The organism is Priestia megaterium, assembly GCF_046599315.1.
Classification (GTDB): Bacteria; Bacillota; Bacilli; order Bacillales; family Bacillaceae_H; genus Priestia; species Priestia megaterium_F.
Genome location: NZ_JBKIKC010000006.1, coordinates 116748 through 135481, shown reverse-complemented (window position 1 = coordinate 135481; position 18734 = coordinate 116748). Strand labels below are relative to the sequence as shown.

The following is an 18734-nucleotide window of genomic DNA, read 5'->3' as shown; positions in this document are numbered from 1 at the left end:
AGCTACCCTTTTCGTAGAGGGTCTTTGGTGTGCATCATCTTTGGACGTCGTTTCATCATCATCAGAGGCATACGGCCTATCAAGTCTTTCCACTCACTTAAACGATAAGGAACAGCTGGACTCATATAAGGTACGCCGAAACTTTTTAGTTTCACTAAATGGCTCATCAGGAAAAGGAAAAATAAGATGACGCCATATAATCCAAGTATGGCCGCACAAAGCATGGCTACAAAGCGAAGAATACGCAATGTAATTCCTACACTATATTGCGGAATAGAAAACGATGAAATGGCAGTCAACGCCACTACAATGACCAAAATAGGGCTAACGATTCCTGCCTGCACCGCAGCTTCTCCAATGATTAACCCACCGACAATGCCCATTGCTGGACCAATTGGTTTCGGTAATCGGAGTCCGGCTTCTCTCAAAATTTCGATGGATAGTTCCATAAATAAGGCTTCGATAAGGGCTGGAAACGGAACACCAGACCTTGATCCTATAATAGAAATAGCTAACTTAGTCGGAATTAATCCTGGATGAAATGAAATAAACGCAATATACAAAGCCGGTGTAAAAAGGGAAAGAACCACTGCGATATAACGAAGAAAACGAATGAATGTACCGGGAATCCACCTTTCATAATAATCTTCCGGTGACTGTAACATCATGCTAAACGTAACTGGGGCAATCAAAGCAAAAGGCGTCCCGTCTAATAAAATGGCTACTCTCCCTTCCATCAAAGCAGCAATTACACGATCGGGCCGCTCCGTATTCTGTACCTGAGGAAAGGGGCTAAGGTAATTATCTTCAATAAGCTGTTCAACATATCCTGACTCCGGCACATTATCAAGATCAATTTTTTTAATTCGTTTTTCTACTTCTTCAACTAGTTCTGGATCAACAATCTCCTTTATGTAAGCAACAACTAAGTCTTTTTTGGAACGCTTTCCTACTTGAAATTTCACTAGCGACAAATTTTCAATATCTCCGCTTCCTCTTAATAGAGAAGTATTATCGCTTAAAGATTCAGTGAAGCCTACTCTTGGACCTCTCACTAATGCTTCTGATACGGGCTCTTCAATCGTCCTTGTTTTTACTTTGCTTGTACCAAGAATTAAGGCAAGTGATAACCCGTCAATTAAAAGCGCTGTAGATCCCGTTAAAACTTTTGATGTTAATTCTTTAATGGAATGAACCTCTTCTACATCACCGATTGATAACACTTGGCTTTTAATAAACTGCTTTGAAAGATTTTCTTTTACGTAAAGCTGATCCTGTTGGTATTCTTTTGAAAAATCCGCCATCAATGATGACAAAATATGTTTTTCAATAAGCTCTTTATCGGATAGCCCTTCTACAAAAATAATAGCTGCCTGAATGCCGGTGCGTCCTATAATAAACTCCCGAAAATGAACGTCGGAGTTATGACCAATTTCATTTCTAACTACTTCTAGAGTTAAAGCTAAATGATCAGTAACATGATTAGATGAATTTTGAGGTGTAAATTCCTGTTTGTTTTCCTTGTCATTCGCATGGTTTCCTATTTTTTTTATTGTTGATCTCCACTTTTTCACTTTCATCACTCTTCCTCTGAATTACGAATCCCGCTTAATAATTTGTAGATTATATACGGGATGAAAAAAACCAGAACTGCTTGTATAAAAACCGGCCCTTCTGGAAGATAGGAAACAATTAATTTCCACATGATAATCACCCTATTTATGTCTATAACAAAGCAATTCTAGAAATAAGCAGCCGTAAAATATCATTGTTTACTTCATAGAAATTCTTTTATTTACCAGGTAGTATTATTCTTCTTTTTGTTTCTTATACAAAGGAATACAACATCTATCTAAAAAAAAAGAGCTGCTTACCGAAGGCTTAGACGTGCTGGTTTGCCGCTCAATGTTTTGGTGAATGCTAGAACAATCAGGCTTTACCGCTCAAAAAATCCCTTAAATGGTTGACGAGCACTTAAAGTGTCAGTTACACTTTATGTTTGAAATAGTGTATTCGTATCGCTCTTATATAAAAAGAATGGTATAATTTTATAGATATTGAATTTGGAGGACTGCTCATACATGATTACAGTTAGTAATGTAAGTTTACGATTTGGCGACCGAAAGTTATTTGAAGATGTGAATATTAAGTTCACGCCTGGTAACTGTTATGGATTAATCGGCGCAAACGGTGCTGGAAAATCAACGTTTTTAAAAATTTTATCTGGTGAAATTGAATCTCAGACTGGTGATGTACATATGGGCCCTGGCGAACGCCTTGCTGTCTTAAAACAGAACCACTTCGAATATGAAGATCAAGAAGTTATGAAAACCGTTATTATGGGGCACGCTCGCCTTTATGAAGTTATGCAAGAAAAAGATGCTATTTATATGAAAGCAGACTTCACAGATGAAGACGGAATGAAAGCAGCTGAGCTTGAAGGTGAATTCGCTGAATTAAACGGTTGGGAAGCAGAATCGGAAGCAGCTATTCTTTTAAAAGGATTAGGTATTTCTGAAGATCTTCATGCCAAAAAAATGGCTGAACTAACAGGTAGTGAAAAAGTAAAAGTGCTTCTTGCGCAAGCTTTATTCGGAAAACCTGATGTATTACTTTTAGATGAGCCTACGAATAACTTGGATATCCAAGCAATTCAATGGTTAGAAGAGTTCTTAATTAACTTTGAAAACACAGTCATTGTTGTATCGCATGACCGTCACTTCTTAAATAAAGTATGTACGCACATTGCTGACCTTGACTTCAGTAAAATCCAAATCTACGTTGGTAACTATGATTTCTGGTATGAATCAAGTCAATTAGCACAAAAAATGGCGTCAGATGCGAACAAGAAAAAAGAAGAAAAAATTAAAGAGCTTCAAGCCTTTATCGCTCGCTTTAGCGCAAATGCATCGAAATCAAAACAAGCAACGTCTCGTAAAAAATTGCTTGATAAAATTTCATTAGATGACATCCGCCCTTCTTCTCGTCGTTATCCATACGTAAACTTCACGCCGGAACGTGAAATTGGAAATGACGTACTTCGCGTTGAAGGTTTAACAAAAACAATTGACGGCGTAAAAGTGCTTGATAACGTAAGCTTTATTATGAATAAAGATGACAAAATTGCTCTTGTAGGACGCAACGAACTTGCAAATTCAACATTAATGAAGATTTTAATGGGTGAAATGGAAGCAGACAGCGGCACGTACAAATGGGGTGTGACAACGTCTCAAGCCTTTTTCCCAAAAGACAACTCCGAGTACTTTGAAAACGGAGATTTAAACTTAGTAGACTGGCTGCGTCAGTATTCACCTAATGACCAAAGCGAAAGCTTCTTACGCGGTTTCTTAGGTAGAATGCTATTCTCTGGTGAAGAAGTATTGAAAAAAGCAAACGTTCTTTCCGGAGGAGAAAAAGTTCGCTGTATGCTTTCTAAAATGATGCTAAGCGGTTCAAACGTTCTTTTACTAGACGATCCTACGAATCACCTTGACTTAGAATCAATCACGGCACTAAACAATGGACTTATCAGCTACAAAGGTTCAATGATTTTCACATCTCATGATCATCAGTTCGTTGAAACGATTGCAAATCGTGTAATTGAAATTACGCCAAACGGAGTAATTGACAAACAAATGACGTATGATGAATATTTAGAAGACAGCGCTCTTCAAAAACAAGTAGCTAGCATGTACGCTTAATAAAAACATCCCCTTTCTTTAAAGAAAGGGGATGTTTTTATATATGCACCTCTTGATTCAGCGATGACTTCGGAGAATAGGTCAAAAAAGCTAAGCTAGCAAACACTAGTGCTGCTCCGCATATGTTTACCAAAGTCAGGGATTCCCCCAGCAAAAATACACCCAGTAAAAAAGCGGTAACGGGCTCTGCTAACGATAACGTCACGGCGGTAGACGCACGCACCGACTTAAGCGCTGTAGAAAATAATACATAAGCGAGAGCCGTAGTAAGTATTCCTAAGTGAAGAGCAATGCCTATTCCATTTAAAGAGATCAGCCAGCTCATATCATACATAAACCAGCATGGAATCAGCAAAACAGCGGCCGCTGTGAATACAAGAGAAGCACCCACTTGCGGATCAACATGCTGAACAATGCTTTTATTAACAGTCGTGTAGCAAGCAAAAGACGCCCCTGCTCCTATCGCCATACCCAAACCTATCATATCGATTTGACTATCTTCTTTTAACAATAAACAGCAGCATCCTATAATACCAGTACACGTTGCAAGCAACCATTTTTTAGTAGGTTTTTTGCGATACACTATGTAATCTAACACTCCTGACAAAACCGGGGCACTGCCGATTGCCACCATCGTTCCTACTGCAACACCCGTTTTGATAACAGCTGAAAAAAACAGCGGCTGATAAACGGCCATACTTACTGCAGCAACCGTTAGAGGTAGAATAGGAAGCTGTTTTACATCCACTTTCTTTTTTTGAATAAGACAAGCTGCAAGAAGTGACAGTCCCCCTACAGCTAAACGTACGGCTCCAATCGCTACAGAATGCGCTTCAGCAGATGCTAAAGCTTGGGCAGTTCCTGTTGTTCCCCATAATACAGCGGCACATAAAATAATTATTTTTGATAATGAATGATTCATGTTTCCATCTCCTTTCTTTTATCATAACTAAAAGAAAGAAAAAAGTTTTTCCACTTTTATGATGTTACTTGTCTGTTTTTAAGATACTTCGATATTGCTTAGGTGAGATTCCTTCTTGTTTTGCAAACCATTTAGTGAATGAAGACAAGCTGTGATAGCCCACTTCATGCGCAATATAAGTTACCGAGTAGCTGGTCTCTTTTAATAGTTCTTTTGCTTTATTTAAACGTATATGCGCTACATAACTTTGAGGCGAGTAACCCGTTTTTTGTTTAAACCAAGTGGAAAAATAAACAGGGTGATAATTTTCCAACTTAGCAAGGCTTTCTATGTTTAGCTCTTGATTAAAGTTAGCATGAAGGTAATCAATAGATTTAAACGTTTGTTCTTTTGGCAAATAATGCTGAACGTAACGCACTAAATCTCCAAGTGCCCCTTTTTCACTTTTTTTCTGAAGCTGATCAAGGAACAGGTAGCGAATTGCTTTCCATGTTGAATCCCATTGAATAAAAGCTGCTTTTTGAGAAAGGTGGGCACTTTCTGTAAACTTCAAAGGAATATCAACGACCAAACATTCATTTGTATGTTTAGCTTGATACGTATGCAGCTGACGAGGCGGAATGTAAAAGCACCCTTCTTGCAGTGTTAAGTGCTGCTCACTTGCTTGAATATCAAGAACCCCCGCTAGCGGAAACAGAAGCTGACTGTAGTTATGATCATGAGTATGAGGTGAATAGGTGTAGGCTCTTTTTTCGCAAATAATTTCACGTAGCGTATCCATTTCGTTCTCCTTTCCTTATCTTCTATTTCATAGAAGCCTTTCTATGCCGTTCAAAACGGTTTCCAACGCCTTTAACGATTCCACCGGAGAATACAAAACATCCAATGAATGATCGGCATTTTCGATGACTGCAATATTCATTGTGTTTGTTTTTAATTGGTAGACTGATTCATTATAATAGTGATCACGACTCCCTATTACAACAAGACCTTTATGTTCGCTTTTTCGTATGCTTTCAAATAGTTCTGATCTGGTTAAAAGCGGCGTCAGTAAAAGCATCACTGCGTCTTTGTAGGCTTCATCTCTCATAATTCGCTGAATCAGCGGAATTGTGCCAATTGATTTCCCAGCAAATATGATATTCGTATAGTCATCGTGAGATAAAACATCATTTAGAACTAAATCAATATCTTGCATCATAAAGTCTGAGATCTCATTTGTAGATTTTGTTATCAGCTCTTTTGGATATGTATAGTGAATATGAACAACATCAGTCCCGTGTTTTAACATAAGCATCGTTATATAATACAATAGCGGCTTTTCATATGTATAGCCTAGGCCTGAAAACATAAAACAAATGCTTGATCCTCCCGTTTTAATGTGTGTATAGGTAATTGTATGAGTTTGGTTGCTTACACTTTTCTTATCTATGTGCATATTACTCCTCCTTTTTAAATATTCTAACATTTAATTTCGTAAAAAAACCTCATCTTTCTCTTAAAAAAACAAGCGGGTTTTATAGTGTGTGATTCAGCTATTGTAGAGCTATTTAATTATCTTTTAGTAGGTTCTAATTTTCATAACATATCATTATAAATTAAATTACGTGGGGCAAAATAGGGCAAATATTTTTGCCCTATTACCTATCTTTAAGCTAGAAGGAATAATCAGGGTACTATTTTAACTTTCAATAAAGATGTTTCATATACTTTCTTCCAAAGCAATAAAGGATATGCATACCACTTAATATGCAATGTAGCATTTACCTTTGTTGGATCATCTGCTTGAATGGTGAAATAACAGCCAGTGGCAAACCTATACTTTATGTTTGATGATTGCATTAATTATCCTTCCAAATAAAAAAGGACACTGACTAAGCAGCATCCCTCATCTATATAATGTTATTTATTGCTATATGTAAAGCGTTTCTTTACTGCTTATCAGTCATTTAATAGTTCATCGTATTTCTTAAGTTGTGATTTCAAATCAGTTATTCTTTTATTAATTTTATAGTTACGCTCTTCTAAAAGTCCTTTTGCATACACCAGTCCTTCCATTGCAACTTCAAAAAGTCCTTCTTCAATAATTTTTAAACTTTGTATAGGATACTGCTTAAATTCATCATACCTTGCAGTTTCTACTAAATATCCACTTTCAATATCATAAACATAAATGTTTGATCCTTCCTTAGACTTCCCCAGTACAGGACCTTTTGTAGATATGTGATCTGGTATGCGTGGATTTGCAAAATTATAGTTATTTTGTTTTAACCATACAAATTCTCGATGCATTTTTTCGAGAACACTAATTAAAAAAGCATTTTGTTGCTTTAAAATTTTTTTCTCCTCATTTTTCATTCCAAGATAGTTGCTTCTTAATTCCGTACAAAATTCAATAATTTCTTCTACTTCATTTTTATTGATTTTGTTATTCATACTATCCCTCCTTGCATATTAATACGACAAGGTATGACAAATTACCTCTTTCTAAAAGTAAAAAAGACACTGATGAATCAGCATCCTTTAATTCCTTATATTTTACTAATAAGTCCTTAGGCTGTAAGGAACAAGACTGCCTGCAGTTGGTATGGGCCCACCAACTCCTTGAAATACACCTCCATACGGAAGATGTTTTGGGGCTTTAGCAGGATTCCCTAAAGGATAATTTCCCCACCAGTTATCAACTTCCCCTTCAGCTGAAAGTACATATCCAGTTGGACGTCCAAAAGAGGGCATGAAATAAGGGTAGAAAGCATGGTTAAAAGGAGTATAAAAGTTAGAGTAAAACATGTAATCACCTACTTTGTTTTAACTTGTAAAGAAAAGCTCTCATTAAGACTAAGGTATGAAAGCTTTTCTTTTAGTTTGAATCATAGTCTTTTTATTGATTGCACGAAATAAAAAAACACCCCATTTGTGAGGTGCCTCTTATTAGACAATAGCAATGCATAATGTAGACTCTAGCTAGCTGAAAGGAGTTAGCTAACAAACCTATGATTAACTATCTTCACAAGAATTATACCTTAAATTAAAAAACACCCCTAAAGAAGGATGTTTTTTAAACGATACTGTTTTAAGGAGTTACGATTCTTCAGCCAAAGGAGTCAGCTGTTTACGTATAGTATGGATTCCTTTTTAAAAATTATACATTTTTAAAATTGTAATAATAAGTTGGCCAATTTTTCTAGCCCGTCTATACAAATTTGACAACCTAAACATACTTTAAGCTACATTCTATTTTCTTCATTAATAATGAAAGGGTGAAAACATATACCTGCTTATATCAATTCACTTACAATTGGTAATGTACCGGGGAGAACCATTATTCTTGGCAACGTAGGCCAAGTATGCCCCATGACAAGTACAAATTCTAATCCACAAACAAGCTTGGGATCAAATGCTAGCCCTAACTCGAATTCAACAACAAGTTCTCAAGACTCTTCTGCTACGATTCCTAGTTCAACTACTCCTGCAGAACCTAGTTTTGGCAGCGGAAATCCAAATCCACTTTGAAATTTCATAATAAAAGCCCTTTATAATAAACAAGATCATAAGGGGTTAAATTACTGATTTCCATTTACACTGGAAACATTTGTTTAACATGTTTTAAAATAAAAACACCCTTAGAAAAGGGTGCTCTTAAAAACTTCTTCTTTGAAAGGAGAAACCATTCACCAACTAAGGGAACAGTGGATCATTTATATATAGTATGTGTTTCTTTTTAAAGTTTATACGTAAAATAGAAAACAGCACCCTGAGCAAAGGTGCTGCGTCTACAATAGAGAAAAAAGGATATTAATTAGTAGGACCTTAAACTACTAACCAACAGTTATAAAGTTACCTACTTGATATTTCTTATACTAAGTATTTTTCGTTAATACCATAATAACATCCTTAATACCAAATAACCTTTCGTCTTTCATTCATAATCCTCTCACTTTTCTCCCATACATATAACGGTCATACTTTAACTTTTTGGTGTAATCTTTTGCTGTTTACTATCAATACGCCTTACAGCTCCAATAAATGATCTTGTAATTAAAGATTTAATAATAACACCGCCAAATGTATGGTACCATTTCCAGCCTTTATTCCATTTGATTAAATCTGTTTTTTTAACTGCCCATAACTCAACCAAAAAAGCAGGAAACGTAATTAGAACCAGTTTATAAATAATAGCAAAAGGCTTATCTTTTATTGTCATTTGGTTATATAGGACTGTAAAGGTTGGGTATATTAAATAATCAAATAAAATGTGGGTTCTAAATAATCTTGGTAAAAACCGGGATGGATATTGAACTATTTTATAGGTAGTAAGAGCCTTATCGACTATACCATTCGTAGCAGCATTATATATATATACCAATAGCCAATCTTTTATTGGCGGTTTCCTAAGGATAAGAGGGATTATGACAAGTAGGTTCGTAATTAAAATTACACGCAAAAAATTTTTATCAAAATTTTTCTTCTTCATTAAAATTCACTCCTTCCAAAGGATAGTATACTCTATAGAAAATAATCAATGTAATAATTCTCTATCCTTCCTTAATTATCTTTTTCTGATAACGATTTTTCTTCTTTTATTACGTTTTCTCCCTTTTTCAGCCGCGTCCTTACCTTTCTTCCATCGCTTCAACTGGCTACGTAGAGTTGGATTCATGGTCATATTCCCTTTTATAAAATAAAAAGGACACTAAATAAGCTATTGCTTACCCAGTGCCCTCTGTTTCTCCGTTAAGGCTTAGATATTAAAAAACTTGTTGATAAAATCACTTTCCCTTCATATAATCGACAAAAAATGCCTCTGTGGCTTTAGAAGGGAAGAGCGCCAGAAAACAATTGTAGCCACCGGATCGCAAGGCAAGGGTTTCAGAAGCACCGAAAAGCAAATTAGCTGAGGCAGGTGAAAATCCGTAGGGAAGCGTGTTCTCCCCTAGCCTATGCTTACGAAAGGAGTGCGGGTTCGAATCCCGTCAGAGGCACCTCCTTAAATCTTTCTTTTAATCTTTGTATCAATAAATGCGGTTTTTCCACTAATCATCGTTACAACAACTTCTCCATAATGTGGTAGATTATGTTCAATCAACTGGTCATCTTTCACTACGTACATTTTTTTATTATTCATCAAATCTATTTCAGCGGTCATTTTCTCTGTATTTACACTCACCAGAAAATACCTTCTCATATTATAATTTCAGTAAACTCACTGGGAAGATGTTCCTGGTTAAATTTCGTAAAAGGTATTGTATAATGGAATTACTACCTTTTATAAAATTATTTTACCTTTTTATCCATATGACGCTTCCGACCAAGCGTCTTTTTTATTTATCCCTACATGGGGCCAACCGAAAGCTAAGTCGTTATACGTCCCAAGTGTAGCTATGACTTCGGAATCGAAGCAGTTGGAGAGCCCATTAAGCTGTGGACAATAAGCCCTCCTTTTACACATTTACCGCACTTTCAACCTTCACCGACTTCAAAGCTTAAAAAATATCCTCTTTTACACCTGCTATATGCTTTTTCAACTCTTCCAGACTAATTGCGTCACTGTCCTTGATTTCTTTCTCTATGAGAGCATTTAAAGCTCCATTAAGAGTGTTGTAATAACTAATTCGTTTGAAGGTCTCTTCTGCAGTCATATTACCTTCTTTATCCTTTTTAAAATAACGTTACGTGAATCTAATGTTATCTTATATTTTTCACCAATCATGATGTCCATTAAATCATCCCCCCACCTTACTTTTTACGCCTTAAACACGCCTAAAAATTACCAATGAAATTCATCTGATTTTGAGATATAATATTATAACTTCGCTATCCCACATCATACATTAATTAAAGGGAGGCAACACTATGGCTAAAAAAGCCCTAATTGAAAAACATTCAAATGATCAAAAATTTAAAGTACGAGAATATACACGATGTGAGCGTTGTGGACGCCCTCATTCCGTTTTACGTAAATTTAAGCTTTGTCGAATTTGCTTCCGTGAACTTGCCTATAAAGGACAAATTCCTGGAGTTAAAAAAGCAAGCTGGTAAAAACCCTCCTTATTTTTGGAGGGTTTTTTATTATTCTAAAATATACATAGTTATATCTTTGTCTTAGTTCTAATACATTACTTGCTCATATTGATTTTATCAAGACTACTTCTAGCAGGAACCTTTTTTATGTTCTAAAAGGGGCTTACTTATAGTATATTGGTAATCCATGTATTTCACTTAGATGTTTTAGCCAGGCATCTCTTTTTTCTTCTTAACCTTAGATATTTAGAATGAAAATTTATAAAACGCACTTATATCAGCACTTTAATAATCTCTGCTTTTAAGAAGGGGCTTTTTATTTATATTTACATGCGACCTCCCTAAAGATAAGTAGCTATAAGTTCCTAGTGTAGCTCCGGCAATGGAATAGCAGTATTCGGAGAACCTATTTATTAAGCTAAGGGAAATAGGATCGCCTTTTACAAAAATTGTACAAGTCGATATAAAACTGCTTCTTTTTTAAATGTAAAAGAAGCAGTTTTACAAGAAGCACTAGATTGGTATAAAGAAAAATATGTTGTTTGCATTTTTACGGTGGTTGCTTAATAGGATATGATCCGCTAGTTATAGAAAAATTACCTCTTAATGAAAACATTACTAAGTTAGACGATTATCTAAGTAATTAGTAGGGCAAAAATAGAGCAAGCGCCTATTATCCCCTCACAACCCCCATCTTTTTCTTAAAAAAATGAGGGTTGAGGAAATAGCTCTACAAGCAATTCATAAGACTTTTTTTTCGCTTCATAGTCGTGGATATTTGTAATGATTAAAAATTCCTCATTACTGTATTTTTGCTGCAGCTGAATTAATTCTTTTTTTACTTCAGCGGGATTTCCTACGATCATACGTGGACGATTGCTGCTCATTTTTTTGAGCTCTTCTTCTGAATAAGAACGATTGTACACTTCTTCTATCGATGAAATTGTTGTGTCTCCACCTTTGGCTACTTTCAACAGCCAATCATCCAACGTTTTAGCGTGCTTCTCGGCTTCCTCTGTTGTTTCAGCGCATACAACAAATACACATACGTTGGTTTTAGCCTTTGATTGATACGAAGAAGGGATAAATTCTTGTTTATAATGACGAATGGCTTCTTGTCCACCAACTGAATAAATGAAATGTCCAAACGTAAAAGAGATGCCTAGTTCAGCGGCTGACCTTGCTCCTCTTTTGTTAATACCAAGATGCCACAGTTCTGGCTTTGTTTCACTTAACGGATAAGCTGTCACCCCGTAATACGGATGATCAGACGGCAAATTATGCTCAAGATGTCCTTTTAACGCCTGAATTTGACGCGGAAATTCATTGAGGCTTTTACGGGCTCCATCTGTAAGCGCTAATCGAGTCAGCGCATCTCCTCCCGGTGAGCGTCCAAGACCTAAATCAATTCGATTAGGAAACAGATTTTCAAGCAGTTGAGCATCTTCTGCTACTTTATACGGGCTGTATTGAGGAAGAAGAACTCCTCCGGACCCAATTCGGATTCGGCTCGTCTGAGAAGCCAAGTGCGTCATTAAAAGTGTCGGAGATGAGCCTGCAAGACCGTTCGTATTATGATGTTCCGCTACCCAAAAGCGGTGGTAGCCTAACTCTTCCGTTAATTTAGCCAGCTCCACCGTACGTTCTAACGCTTCCTTTGGAGTTGACCCGCTTGAAACAGGAGACTGATCCAATACGCTTAGCTTAATCATAGGTGATTCTTCCTTTCGATTTTCAGTTTCTATTGTCTCTATTGTAGGAGAAAAATATGAATTCGTCTTGAAATTTGCTTCACGCTCATAGAAAAAAAGCAAACGCTAAGCAGCGTTTGCTTTTTCCTTTTCTTATTTTGTTGCGTGCATTTCTTTCACACGCTTATCACTCGGCAACAGCCATGTTAACAACCCTAGAATAGGAAGATAGCTACAAAACAGCATAATAAACTGAAGGCTGAATACATCGGCCAATTTACCGAATATAACAGCTCCTAAAGCTCCCATTCCAAAAGCAAGCCCTACAATCAATCCGGAAACCAATCCGATTTTCCCCGGCATCAGTTCCTGAGCATAAACGACCGTGACGCTGAAGCTTGACTGAAGAATAAAGCCGATTAGCACTAAAAGAGGTGCTGCGACTCCCAGAGAAACATGAGGCAGCAATAAAGTAAATGGTACTGACCCTAACATAGAAAACAATAAAATATTTCGTTTTCCGAAACGATCGGCAAGCGGACCCCCAAAGAATGTTCCAAATACTCCTGCAATCATAAATAAAAAAACGTAAAGCTGAGCGCTTTTGATAGGTAAATTAAATTTTTCAATGATATAAAACTGAAAGAAATTGAGTATGCCTGCTCCGTACCATGAACGTGCAAAAACAAGAAAAATTAAAAGTCCAACCGCGAAAATAATTTGCTTGTTCATCGTAAATGAAGCATCTGATTGCTTTTTCTTCAAGCGTTGGCGAGTAGCTAACTCTGATTTATACCATTTAGAAACGCCATACAAAACCACTACGCCGATACCTGCAATTAATGTAAACCAAATCGTTCCAAACTGGCCAAGTCCGATAAAGATAAATGCCGTAAACAGAGGCGCCATCGACTGTCCGGTATTTCCACCAACTTGGTAAATAGACTGTGCCAGCCCCCTCTTTCCTCCTGCTGCCATATACGCTACGCGAGAACCTTCCGGGTGAAAAATAGCTGATCCGAATCCTACAAATAAGACAGATATAATCACAAAATAAAAATTTGGCGCTAAAGCGAGTCCAACCATACCAATCATGCTTAGGCACATTGCAATTGGCAATAAAAATGGCGAGGGACGCTTATCGGCAAATACACCGAAGACCGGCTGCATAATCGATGATGTCATGTTTAAAGCAAAAGCAATCCAACCGATTTGCGTGTAGTTTAAATTCATCGATTTTTCAAGGACAGGAAAAAGTGCCGGTATAACGGACTGCATACAATCATTTAGAAAATGTCCTAGACTAATAGCAAATAAAATACGGTAAATCGTCGCCGGCTGCGCTTGCTGCGTTCTTGCTGCTGCTTGCATTCATAACCCTTCTTTCTTAATTTAATCTACATTATAACTGTTAAAGTCTTACAATGTCTTTCTCTATTATACAGCGAAAGTTGAGATTGTAGTTGTTTTCTTTTTATAAAAAAGGGAAAATTGCCTGTGAGGTGAGAACAGTGAAAAAACATGTGCATATGATTGTAGATGGACGCGTTCAAGGGGTAGGTTTCCGACACTACACGCAGCTAAAAGCAATCGAATGTTCCATTAACGGATGGGTACGAAATCGAGACGATCAAAAAGTAGAAATTGATGCTGAAGGTGAAGAAAAAGACATCCAAAAATTTATTAACGAGATTAAAAGAGGTCCCTCTCCGTTCGCTTCTGTTACCGATGTGGAAGTAAAGATAGTAAACACCCCTTCACACACCCATTCTTTTCGCGTGAAGTACAGTTAAAAAACTCGCTAAATCAAGATAATTTTTGATAAAATGGAAAAGTAAGCGATTTTATATCATCTACATAGAAGGGGGAAAAACGATGGTTGAAAACAAAATTGTGTTAATTACAGGTGCAGCTCAAGGTATTGGTTATCAAATTGGTGAGCGCTTTGCTGAAGACGGAGCGACTGTTGTCTTAACTGACTTGAATGAAGATGGAGTTATGAAAGCAGCAGAAAAATTGAAGACAAAAGGCTATGAGGCATTGGGCATTAAAGCAGATGTAACAAACGAAAGTGATATTGAACAAATGATTGCTCAAACGGTTGAAACATATGGACGCCTTGATGTATTGATTAACAATGCTGGCATGCAATTTGTTTCCCCGCTCGAAGAATTTCCTACTGAAAAATTTGAACTTTTAACGAAAATTATGCTTGTTGCACCTTTTGTTGCGACTAAGCATGCGTTTCCTATTATGAAAAAGCAAAAATTCGGCCGTATTTTGAACATGTCTTCCATTAATGGATTGATCGGTTTCTCAGGAAAAGCGGCATACAACAGTGCCAAGCACGGCGTGATTGGCTTAACGAAAGTGGCTGCTCTTGAAGGTGCAGAGCACGGCATTACGGTAAATGCTATTTGTCCTGGTTATGTTGATACGCCGCTTGTTCAAAATCAATTAAAAGATTTAGCGCGTACGCGAAATGTAGCGCTTGAAAAAGTACTAGAAGAAGTCATTTATCCTCTTGTTCCTCAAAAACGCTTGCTTGCTGTCGATGAAATTGCAGATTATGCAATGTTTTTAGCAAGTGATTTGGCAAAAGGCGTAACCGGCCAAGCTGCTGTAATCGATGGAGGGTATACGGCTCAATAAAAAAGAGAGTGTCAGTTAGACTGGCACTCTCTTTTTTATTTATTTAATTTCAAATTCTCCTAAAGAACCCGTCGTTTGTCCTGCTTTCACTGCTTCCGCATATAAATAATACGTTCCCGCTGGCAGGGCTTGACCATTAATTTTCCCGTCCCACGTTGCGCTAGAGAATCCTTTTGCTACATTCGTATACGAACTTAACAATTCCCCTTTTTCTAACGTTGCATCGTAAATGTAATAGCTAAGCTTCTCTGCTCCCCCTGGTAAATAACTGCCGTATTCAAATGATCCGTTCCCAAGCACATCTACATAAGCAGAAGTGACGCGAGGATAATCCGGCTCTTTTACAAATAAGATTGTTGGAACATCATACGTTTCTTTATTGTTACTTACGGTAATTGTACCTTCGTAATAGCCAGGAGATAATTTCCCTGCATCTACTTTTACATTTAGATTTACTTTTTGTGTTTTTCCTGCATTAATGACTAAATCATTTGTTAATTTAACGTCAATTGCTTGATGGCTTTTCTTAAACTTTACTTTGATCGAGTATTTTTGACTGTGATTTGATAAATTTTTAATATTGAAGCTTTGTTTTTCTACTTGTTTCCCTTTATCTTTATAAAATACACCGTACGAATGACTTCCTGGTGTAATAAGAGTTTTCGCTTTAATTGCATCTACTATACGCATGCTTCCTGCACCTTGCGTATTATGAGGATAAATCAGCCCATTGCGATCACGAAGCAGTTCCGTTGTGTTCATTAGAGATGCTTTTACGTCTTCTACTTTATAATTTGGATGCGCCTGTAAAATTAACGCTGCTGCTCCTGCTACATGCGGTGCGGCCATACTTGTTCCTTGTTTTGATCCATATCCATGAGGGTTGCTTGGATCATTTGTTGGCACCGTGCTGATAATATCTACTCCAGGTGCTGAAATGTCTGGTTTAATCATCCACGTATCCACAACCGGTCCGCGAGATGAAAAGTCAGCCATTGTTTCATCAACTGTCTGATCAAACGCTGCAGCAAAAGAGCCCGTGCCAGATCCTTTTGCTAAAGAAGCTACCAAAGCTTGTCCATCGGCTTTCGATAGGCGAATACTTGGCAAAGATGTACCTGGAATATCAGGAATCGTTCCTTCTACATTGTTGTAAATCACCGTGGCAACAGCACCAGCTTTTTTTGCATTGTCAACCTTATCTACAAATGCAATGTCACCTCGAGAAATAACCGCTACTTTTTCTTTTACATCTTTCCCTTCAAAGTCTTCTGGTTTTCCAAGTCCGACAGGTACAAATTCATAATTTTTACCGCTTGCATCTAGTAATGCCTTATCATTTGGAAACCCCATTACTTCAGCTGAAGCATAGCTTGCGTTATCTACAGTTAATGTCGTTTTATACAAATTATAAGGAAGCTGAGTTGCACCAACTGAAATAGCTTCACGAGACGTTCCCGGAGAGCCTACCGTCCAGTTAGCTGGTCCACTGTTTCCATTTGATGTAACGGCAACTACTCCTTCTTCCATTGCCCAATCTAACGCAATACTCGTTGCCAAATCAGGATTATTAATCGTATCTCCAAGCGACAGATTCATTATATCCGCCCCGTCCTCTACCGCTCGTTCAATACCGGCTATCACATCTTCTGTTGTTCCCGTTCCTCCTGGGCCTAATACACGATAAGCAAGTAAATGAGCGTCAGGCGCTATCCCTTTAATTTTCCCGTCCGCTGCAATTGTTCCCGCTACGTGCGTCCCATGCGTTGTCGCTTCGCCTTTTGGATCCCCAGTCGGCGTTTCTTGAGGGTCTTTGTCGTCATCAACAAAATCCCATCCTTTATATTTCTCAAACGCTGACTTTAAATCCGGGTGGTCGTAATCGACGCCTGTATCAATAACGGCTACAGTCATATTTTTACCTGTATATCCTGATTTCCACGCTTGATCTGCTCCTACATAGTAGATGCTCTTATCCATTTCAGATCCGTATTCCTCCGCGCTCACTTCTTTTGATTTCACTTCCGTTGTGTGATATTCAACGCTCGGATAAATAGCTTTTACCCCAGGCAAACTTGCTAATTTTTCAAGATCATTTGCCGGAAGTTCCGCTGAAAATCCTGAAAACACCTGGTCATATTCTCGCTTTACCTTAGAAGTTTTAGAAGCTTTTGAAAGCTCTTTTTTCACTTCGTCGCGCGCTTTTTTAATCTTTCCTTTGTTTTGTGCTACTCCTTTTTTCTTCGCTTCCGCTACAGATTCTTCATTTAACTCCACAATAACTTTTACTTTTTTTGCTGACTTTAAGTTATAGTCTCCTTGAATTTTAACTAATGACGGTTCAAGCGCTGGCTTTGAATTTCCGTTAGCGGATGCTCCCATTGCAAAAGAAGATAAAGCAACCGAAAATGCTACCGTACTTAATACAGCCCGAATTGATACTTTTTTCATTGTTCTTCCCTCTCCATTTCTCTCTATAATTCGTGCTACTATGTATGTCTTAATCCCCAGAACACACGCATCTTTCACTTAGCTAGTGAGCTAAAAATTAGAATAGTATGGAAGTTCTATATATTACTATAAAATCCTTGAGTCTATTGAATCATTTTGTATATTCTTGCAAACTAAGCACTAATGCTCAAGAAATGAAGAATTTTGTCTGTTTTTCATCTTTTGCAAACTTTTTTATTCCTAAAATTATGAAGAGATTAGATGAATATACAAGAATACCGACGAATTTCTGTTAATTTAGCCATTGCTATCAAGAATTCATTCCTACTTTACATTCATTTGCTTAAAGAATTTTTTTATTATTCTAAGAAAATAGTTCTTATAAGCGTTTTTATTATTAATGTTATTATTTAGAACATAGTTTAGTTTAATAAAAAATGTTGCAACTAGTTAAAAGAAACTTCTAAAAATTATGAATAATAAAGGTGATTCGTGCAGATACTAACGTCAACGCTCGTAAAAAGGGAGGTATGATTATGATTGATTTAAATTTCATCCTACTCATTCTTGATCTTCTCTCATCACTTGTCACTATTGGCATCTACTTTACAACCAAGTAAGTACCTAATCTTCTCTTTACTCTTCTACCGCATATACTAAGCTATTATAAAAAAGAAGCAAGCCATTTTTTACTGGCTTGCTTCTTTTTTATAATAAAGTAGTTATAGTGGAAGGGATTTATCCACGTCTTCCTCCCCTACCACCTCGTTTTGATTCAGTGCTGCGCTTTAGCGTAGATAAATTATCTTCACTATCTTTTAAGAAACGCGCCATTTTTTGTTCGAAGTTTTCCTTTGGTTGGAAATTACTTTTAGAACGATTATCATTATTTCTTGGCTGACGCGGCGGGCGTTGTGAATAAGAAGATGAGGGTCTTTCAGGTTTATCTACCGCTTTTTTAATGGATAATCCAATTTTTCCGTCTTTCTCATTAACGACTTTCACTTCAACTTCTTGACCAACTTTAAGGTGATCATTAATGTCTTTTACATAGCTGTCAGCTACCTCACTAATATGTACAAGCCCAGTTTGACCTCCAGGTAATTCTACAAATGCTCCAAAATTAGTAATACCTGTTACTTTCCCTTGTACCTTGCTACCTACTTCAATTGCCATAAAAAATGTTCCTCCTCAATAATATTCAAAGCACTTCATTATACCAAAGTGCGTAAAGATAACAAAGTATGTTATGAGAAAACACTTAGTTAAATTACATTTTTTTAAAATCAGTCGAAA

General features: G+C 37.0%; 17 protein-coding genes. 4 read left to right on the top strand and 13 right to left on the bottom strand.

Annotated elements, in window-relative coordinates; translation table 11 throughout:
- Window positions 1-2 precede the first annotated feature (2 nt).
- A complete protein-coding gene (locus ACLHDF_RS18570) occupies window positions 3-1580 on the bottom strand; it encodes a spore germination protein (protein ID WP_413920175.1) in 1578 nt (525 codons plus the stop codon).
- 501 nt (window positions 1581-2081) lie between these two features.
- Here ACLHDF_RS18570 and ACLHDF_RS18565 point away from each other — a divergent pair.
- Complete coding sequence (locus ACLHDF_RS18565) at window positions 2082-3701, top strand: ABC-F family ATP-binding cassette domain-containing protein (RefSeq protein ID WP_413920174.1); 1620 nt, start codon at window positions 2082-2084, stop codon at window positions 3699-3701.
- 37 nt (window positions 3702-3738) lie between these two features.
- Here ACLHDF_RS18565 and ACLHDF_RS18560 read toward each other — a convergent pair whose 3' ends face one another.
- The 8 genes from ACLHDF_RS18560 to ACLHDF_RS18525 form a co-directional block, all read right to left on the bottom strand.
- The gene (locus tag ACLHDF_RS18560) at window positions 3739-4623 is read right to left on the bottom strand and encodes a DMT family transporter (protein ID WP_413920173.1); all 885 of its coding nucleotides are present in this window, start codon (window positions 4621-4623) and stop codon (window positions 3739-3741) included.
- Between the two features lie 64 nt (window positions 4624-4687).
- Window positions 4688-5404, bottom strand: a complete 717-nt coding sequence (locus ACLHDF_RS18555) for an AraC family transcriptional regulator (protein ID WP_413920172.1) — start codon at window positions 5402-5404, stop codon at window positions 4688-4690.
- Window positions 5405-5431: 27 nt separating this feature from the next.
- Complete coding sequence (locus tag ACLHDF_RS18550; protein WP_413920171.1) at window positions 5432-6061, bottom strand: alpha/beta family hydrolase; 630 nt, start codon at window positions 6059-6061, stop codon at window positions 5432-5434.
- A gap of 503 nt (window positions 6062-6564) precedes the next feature.
- Window positions 6565-7059 (bottom strand): hypothetical protein, encoded by a 495-nt coding sequence (locus ACLHDF_RS18545; RefSeq protein WP_413920170.1) that lies wholly within the window; start codon window positions 7057-7059, stop codon window positions 6565-6567.
- 105 nt (window positions 7060-7164) lie between these two features.
- A complete protein-coding gene (locus ACLHDF_RS18540; RefSeq protein WP_413920169.1) occupies window positions 7165-7413 on the bottom strand; it encodes a hypothetical protein in 249 nt (82 codons plus the stop codon).
- A 1177-nt stretch (window positions 7414-8590) separates the two neighbouring features.
- Complete coding sequence (locus ACLHDF_RS18535; protein WP_413920168.1) at window positions 8591-9097, bottom strand: CBO0543 family protein; 507 nt, start codon at window positions 9095-9097, stop codon at window positions 8591-8593.
- 513 nt (window positions 9098-9610) lie between these two features.
- Window positions 9611-9790, bottom strand: a complete 180-nt coding sequence (locus ACLHDF_RS18530) for a DUF3954 domain-containing protein (protein WP_413920167.1) — start codon at window positions 9788-9790, stop codon at window positions 9611-9613.
- A 316-nt stretch (window positions 9791-10106) separates the two neighbouring features.
- Window positions 10107-10262 carry a hypothetical protein gene (locus tag ACLHDF_RS18525; RefSeq protein WP_413920166.1) on the bottom strand — a complete coding sequence of 52 codons (156 nt, stop codon included), beginning with the start codon at window positions 10260-10262 and terminating at the stop codon, window positions 10107-10109.
- A gap of 214 nt (window positions 10263-10476) precedes the next feature.
- Between ACLHDF_RS18525 and ACLHDF_RS18520 the strand changes: the two genes are divergently transcribed.
- Window positions 10477-10662, top strand: a complete 186-nt coding sequence (locus ACLHDF_RS18520) for a type Z 30S ribosomal protein S14 (RefSeq protein WP_413920165.1) — start codon at window positions 10477-10479, stop codon at window positions 10660-10662.
- Window positions 10663-11345: 683 nt separating this feature from the next.
- On the opposite strand, the gene ACLHDF_RS18515 is transcribed toward ACLHDF_RS18520, so the two are convergent.
- Window positions 11346-12356, bottom strand: a complete 1011-nt coding sequence (locus ACLHDF_RS18515; protein WP_413920164.1) for an LLM class flavin-dependent oxidoreductase — start codon at window positions 12354-12356, stop codon at window positions 11346-11348.
- 132 nt (window positions 12357-12488) lie between these two features.
- A complete protein-coding gene (locus tag ACLHDF_RS18510; protein ID WP_413920163.1) occupies window positions 12489-13706 on the bottom strand; it encodes an MFS transporter in 1218 nt (405 codons plus the stop codon).
- A gap of 140 nt (window positions 13707-13846) precedes the next feature.
- On the opposite strand from ACLHDF_RS18510, the gene ACLHDF_RS18505 reads away from it, so the two are divergent.
- Both ACLHDF_RS18505 and ACLHDF_RS18500 read left to right on the top strand, forming a co-directional pair.
- Complete coding sequence (locus ACLHDF_RS18505; RefSeq protein ID WP_413920162.1) at window positions 13847-14128, top strand: acylphosphatase; 282 nt, start codon at window positions 13847-13849, stop codon at window positions 14126-14128.
- An 82-nt stretch (window positions 14129-14210) separates the two neighbouring features.
- Window positions 14211-14987 carry a 3-hydroxybutyrate dehydrogenase gene (locus ACLHDF_RS18500; protein WP_413920161.1) on the top strand — a complete coding sequence of 259 codons (777 nt, stop codon included), beginning with the start codon at window positions 14211-14213 and terminating at the stop codon, window positions 14985-14987.
- Window positions 14988-15026: 39 nt separating this feature from the next.
- Here ACLHDF_RS18500 and ACLHDF_RS18495 read toward each other — a convergent pair whose 3' ends face one another.
- Window positions 15027-17438: a S8 family serine peptidase gene (locus ACLHDF_RS18495; protein WP_413920160.1), complete on the bottom strand. Its 2412-nt coding sequence runs from the start codon at window positions 17436-17438 to the stop codon at window positions 15027-15029.
- Between the two features lie 738 nt (window positions 17439-18176).
- Window positions 18177-18614, bottom strand: coding sequence for a S1 domain-containing RNA-binding protein (locus ACLHDF_RS18490; RefSeq protein WP_413920159.1), 438 nt, complete (start codon window positions 18612-18614; stop codon window positions 18177-18179).
- Window positions 18615-18734 lie beyond the last annotated feature (120 nt).

Excerpts from the sequence above, each read along its gene's own strand:
- ACLHDF_RS18570 (WP_413920175.1), bottom strand. The coding sequence starts at position 1,580 with ATGAAAGTGAAAAAGTGGAGATCAACAATAAAAAAAATAGGAAACCAT.
- ACLHDF_RS18565 (WP_413920174.1), top strand. The coding sequence starts at position 2,082 with ATGATTACAGTTAGTAATGTAAGTTTACGATTTGGCGACCGAAAGTTA.
- ACLHDF_RS18560 (WP_413920173.1), bottom strand. The coding sequence starts at position 4,623 with ATGAATCATTCATTATCAAAAATAATTATTTTATGTGCCGCTGTATTA.
- ACLHDF_RS18555 (WP_413920172.1), bottom strand. The coding sequence starts at position 5,404 with ATGGATACGCTACGTGAAATTATTTGCGAAAAAAGAGCCTACACCTAT.
- ACLHDF_RS18550 (WP_413920171.1), bottom strand. The coding sequence starts at position 6,061 with ATGCACATAGATAAGAAAAGTGTAAGCAACCAAACTCATACAATTACC.
- ACLHDF_RS18545 (WP_413920170.1), bottom strand. The coding sequence starts at position 7,059 with ATGAATAACAAAATCAATAAAAATGAAGTAGAAGAAATTATTGAATTT.
- ACLHDF_RS18540 (WP_413920169.1), bottom strand. The coding sequence starts at position 7,413 with ATGTTTTACTCTAACTTTTATACTCCTTTTAACCATGCTTTCTACCCT.
- ACLHDF_RS18535 (WP_413920168.1), bottom strand. The coding sequence starts at position 9,097 with ATGAAGAAGAAAAATTTTGATAAAAATTTTTTGCGTGTAATTTTAATT.
- ACLHDF_RS18525 (WP_413920166.1), bottom strand. The coding sequence starts at position 10,262 with ATGACTGCAGAAGAGACCTTCAAACGAATTAGTTATTACAACACTCTT.
- ACLHDF_RS18520 (WP_413920165.1), top strand. The coding sequence starts at position 10,477 with ATGGCTAAAAAAGCCCTAATTGAAAAACATTCAAATGATCAAAAATTT.
- ACLHDF_RS18515 (WP_413920164.1), bottom strand. The coding sequence starts at position 12,356 with ATGATTAAGCTAAGCGTATTGGATCAGTCTCCTGTTTCAAGCGGGTCA.
- ACLHDF_RS18510 (WP_413920163.1), bottom strand. The coding sequence starts at position 13,706 with ATGCAAGCAGCAGCAAGAACGCAGCAAGCGCAGCCGGCGACGATTTAC.
- ACLHDF_RS18500 (WP_413920161.1), top strand. The coding sequence starts at position 14,211 with ATGGTTGAAAACAAAATTGTGTTAATTACAGGTGCAGCTCAAGGTATT.
- ACLHDF_RS18495 (WP_413920160.1), bottom strand. The coding sequence starts at position 17,438 with ATGAAAAAAGTATCAATTCGGGCTGTATTAAGTACGGTAGCATTTTCG.
- ACLHDF_RS18490 (WP_413920159.1), bottom strand. The coding sequence starts at position 18,614 with ATGGCAATTGAAGTAGGTAGCAAGGTACAAGGGAAAGTAACAGGTATT.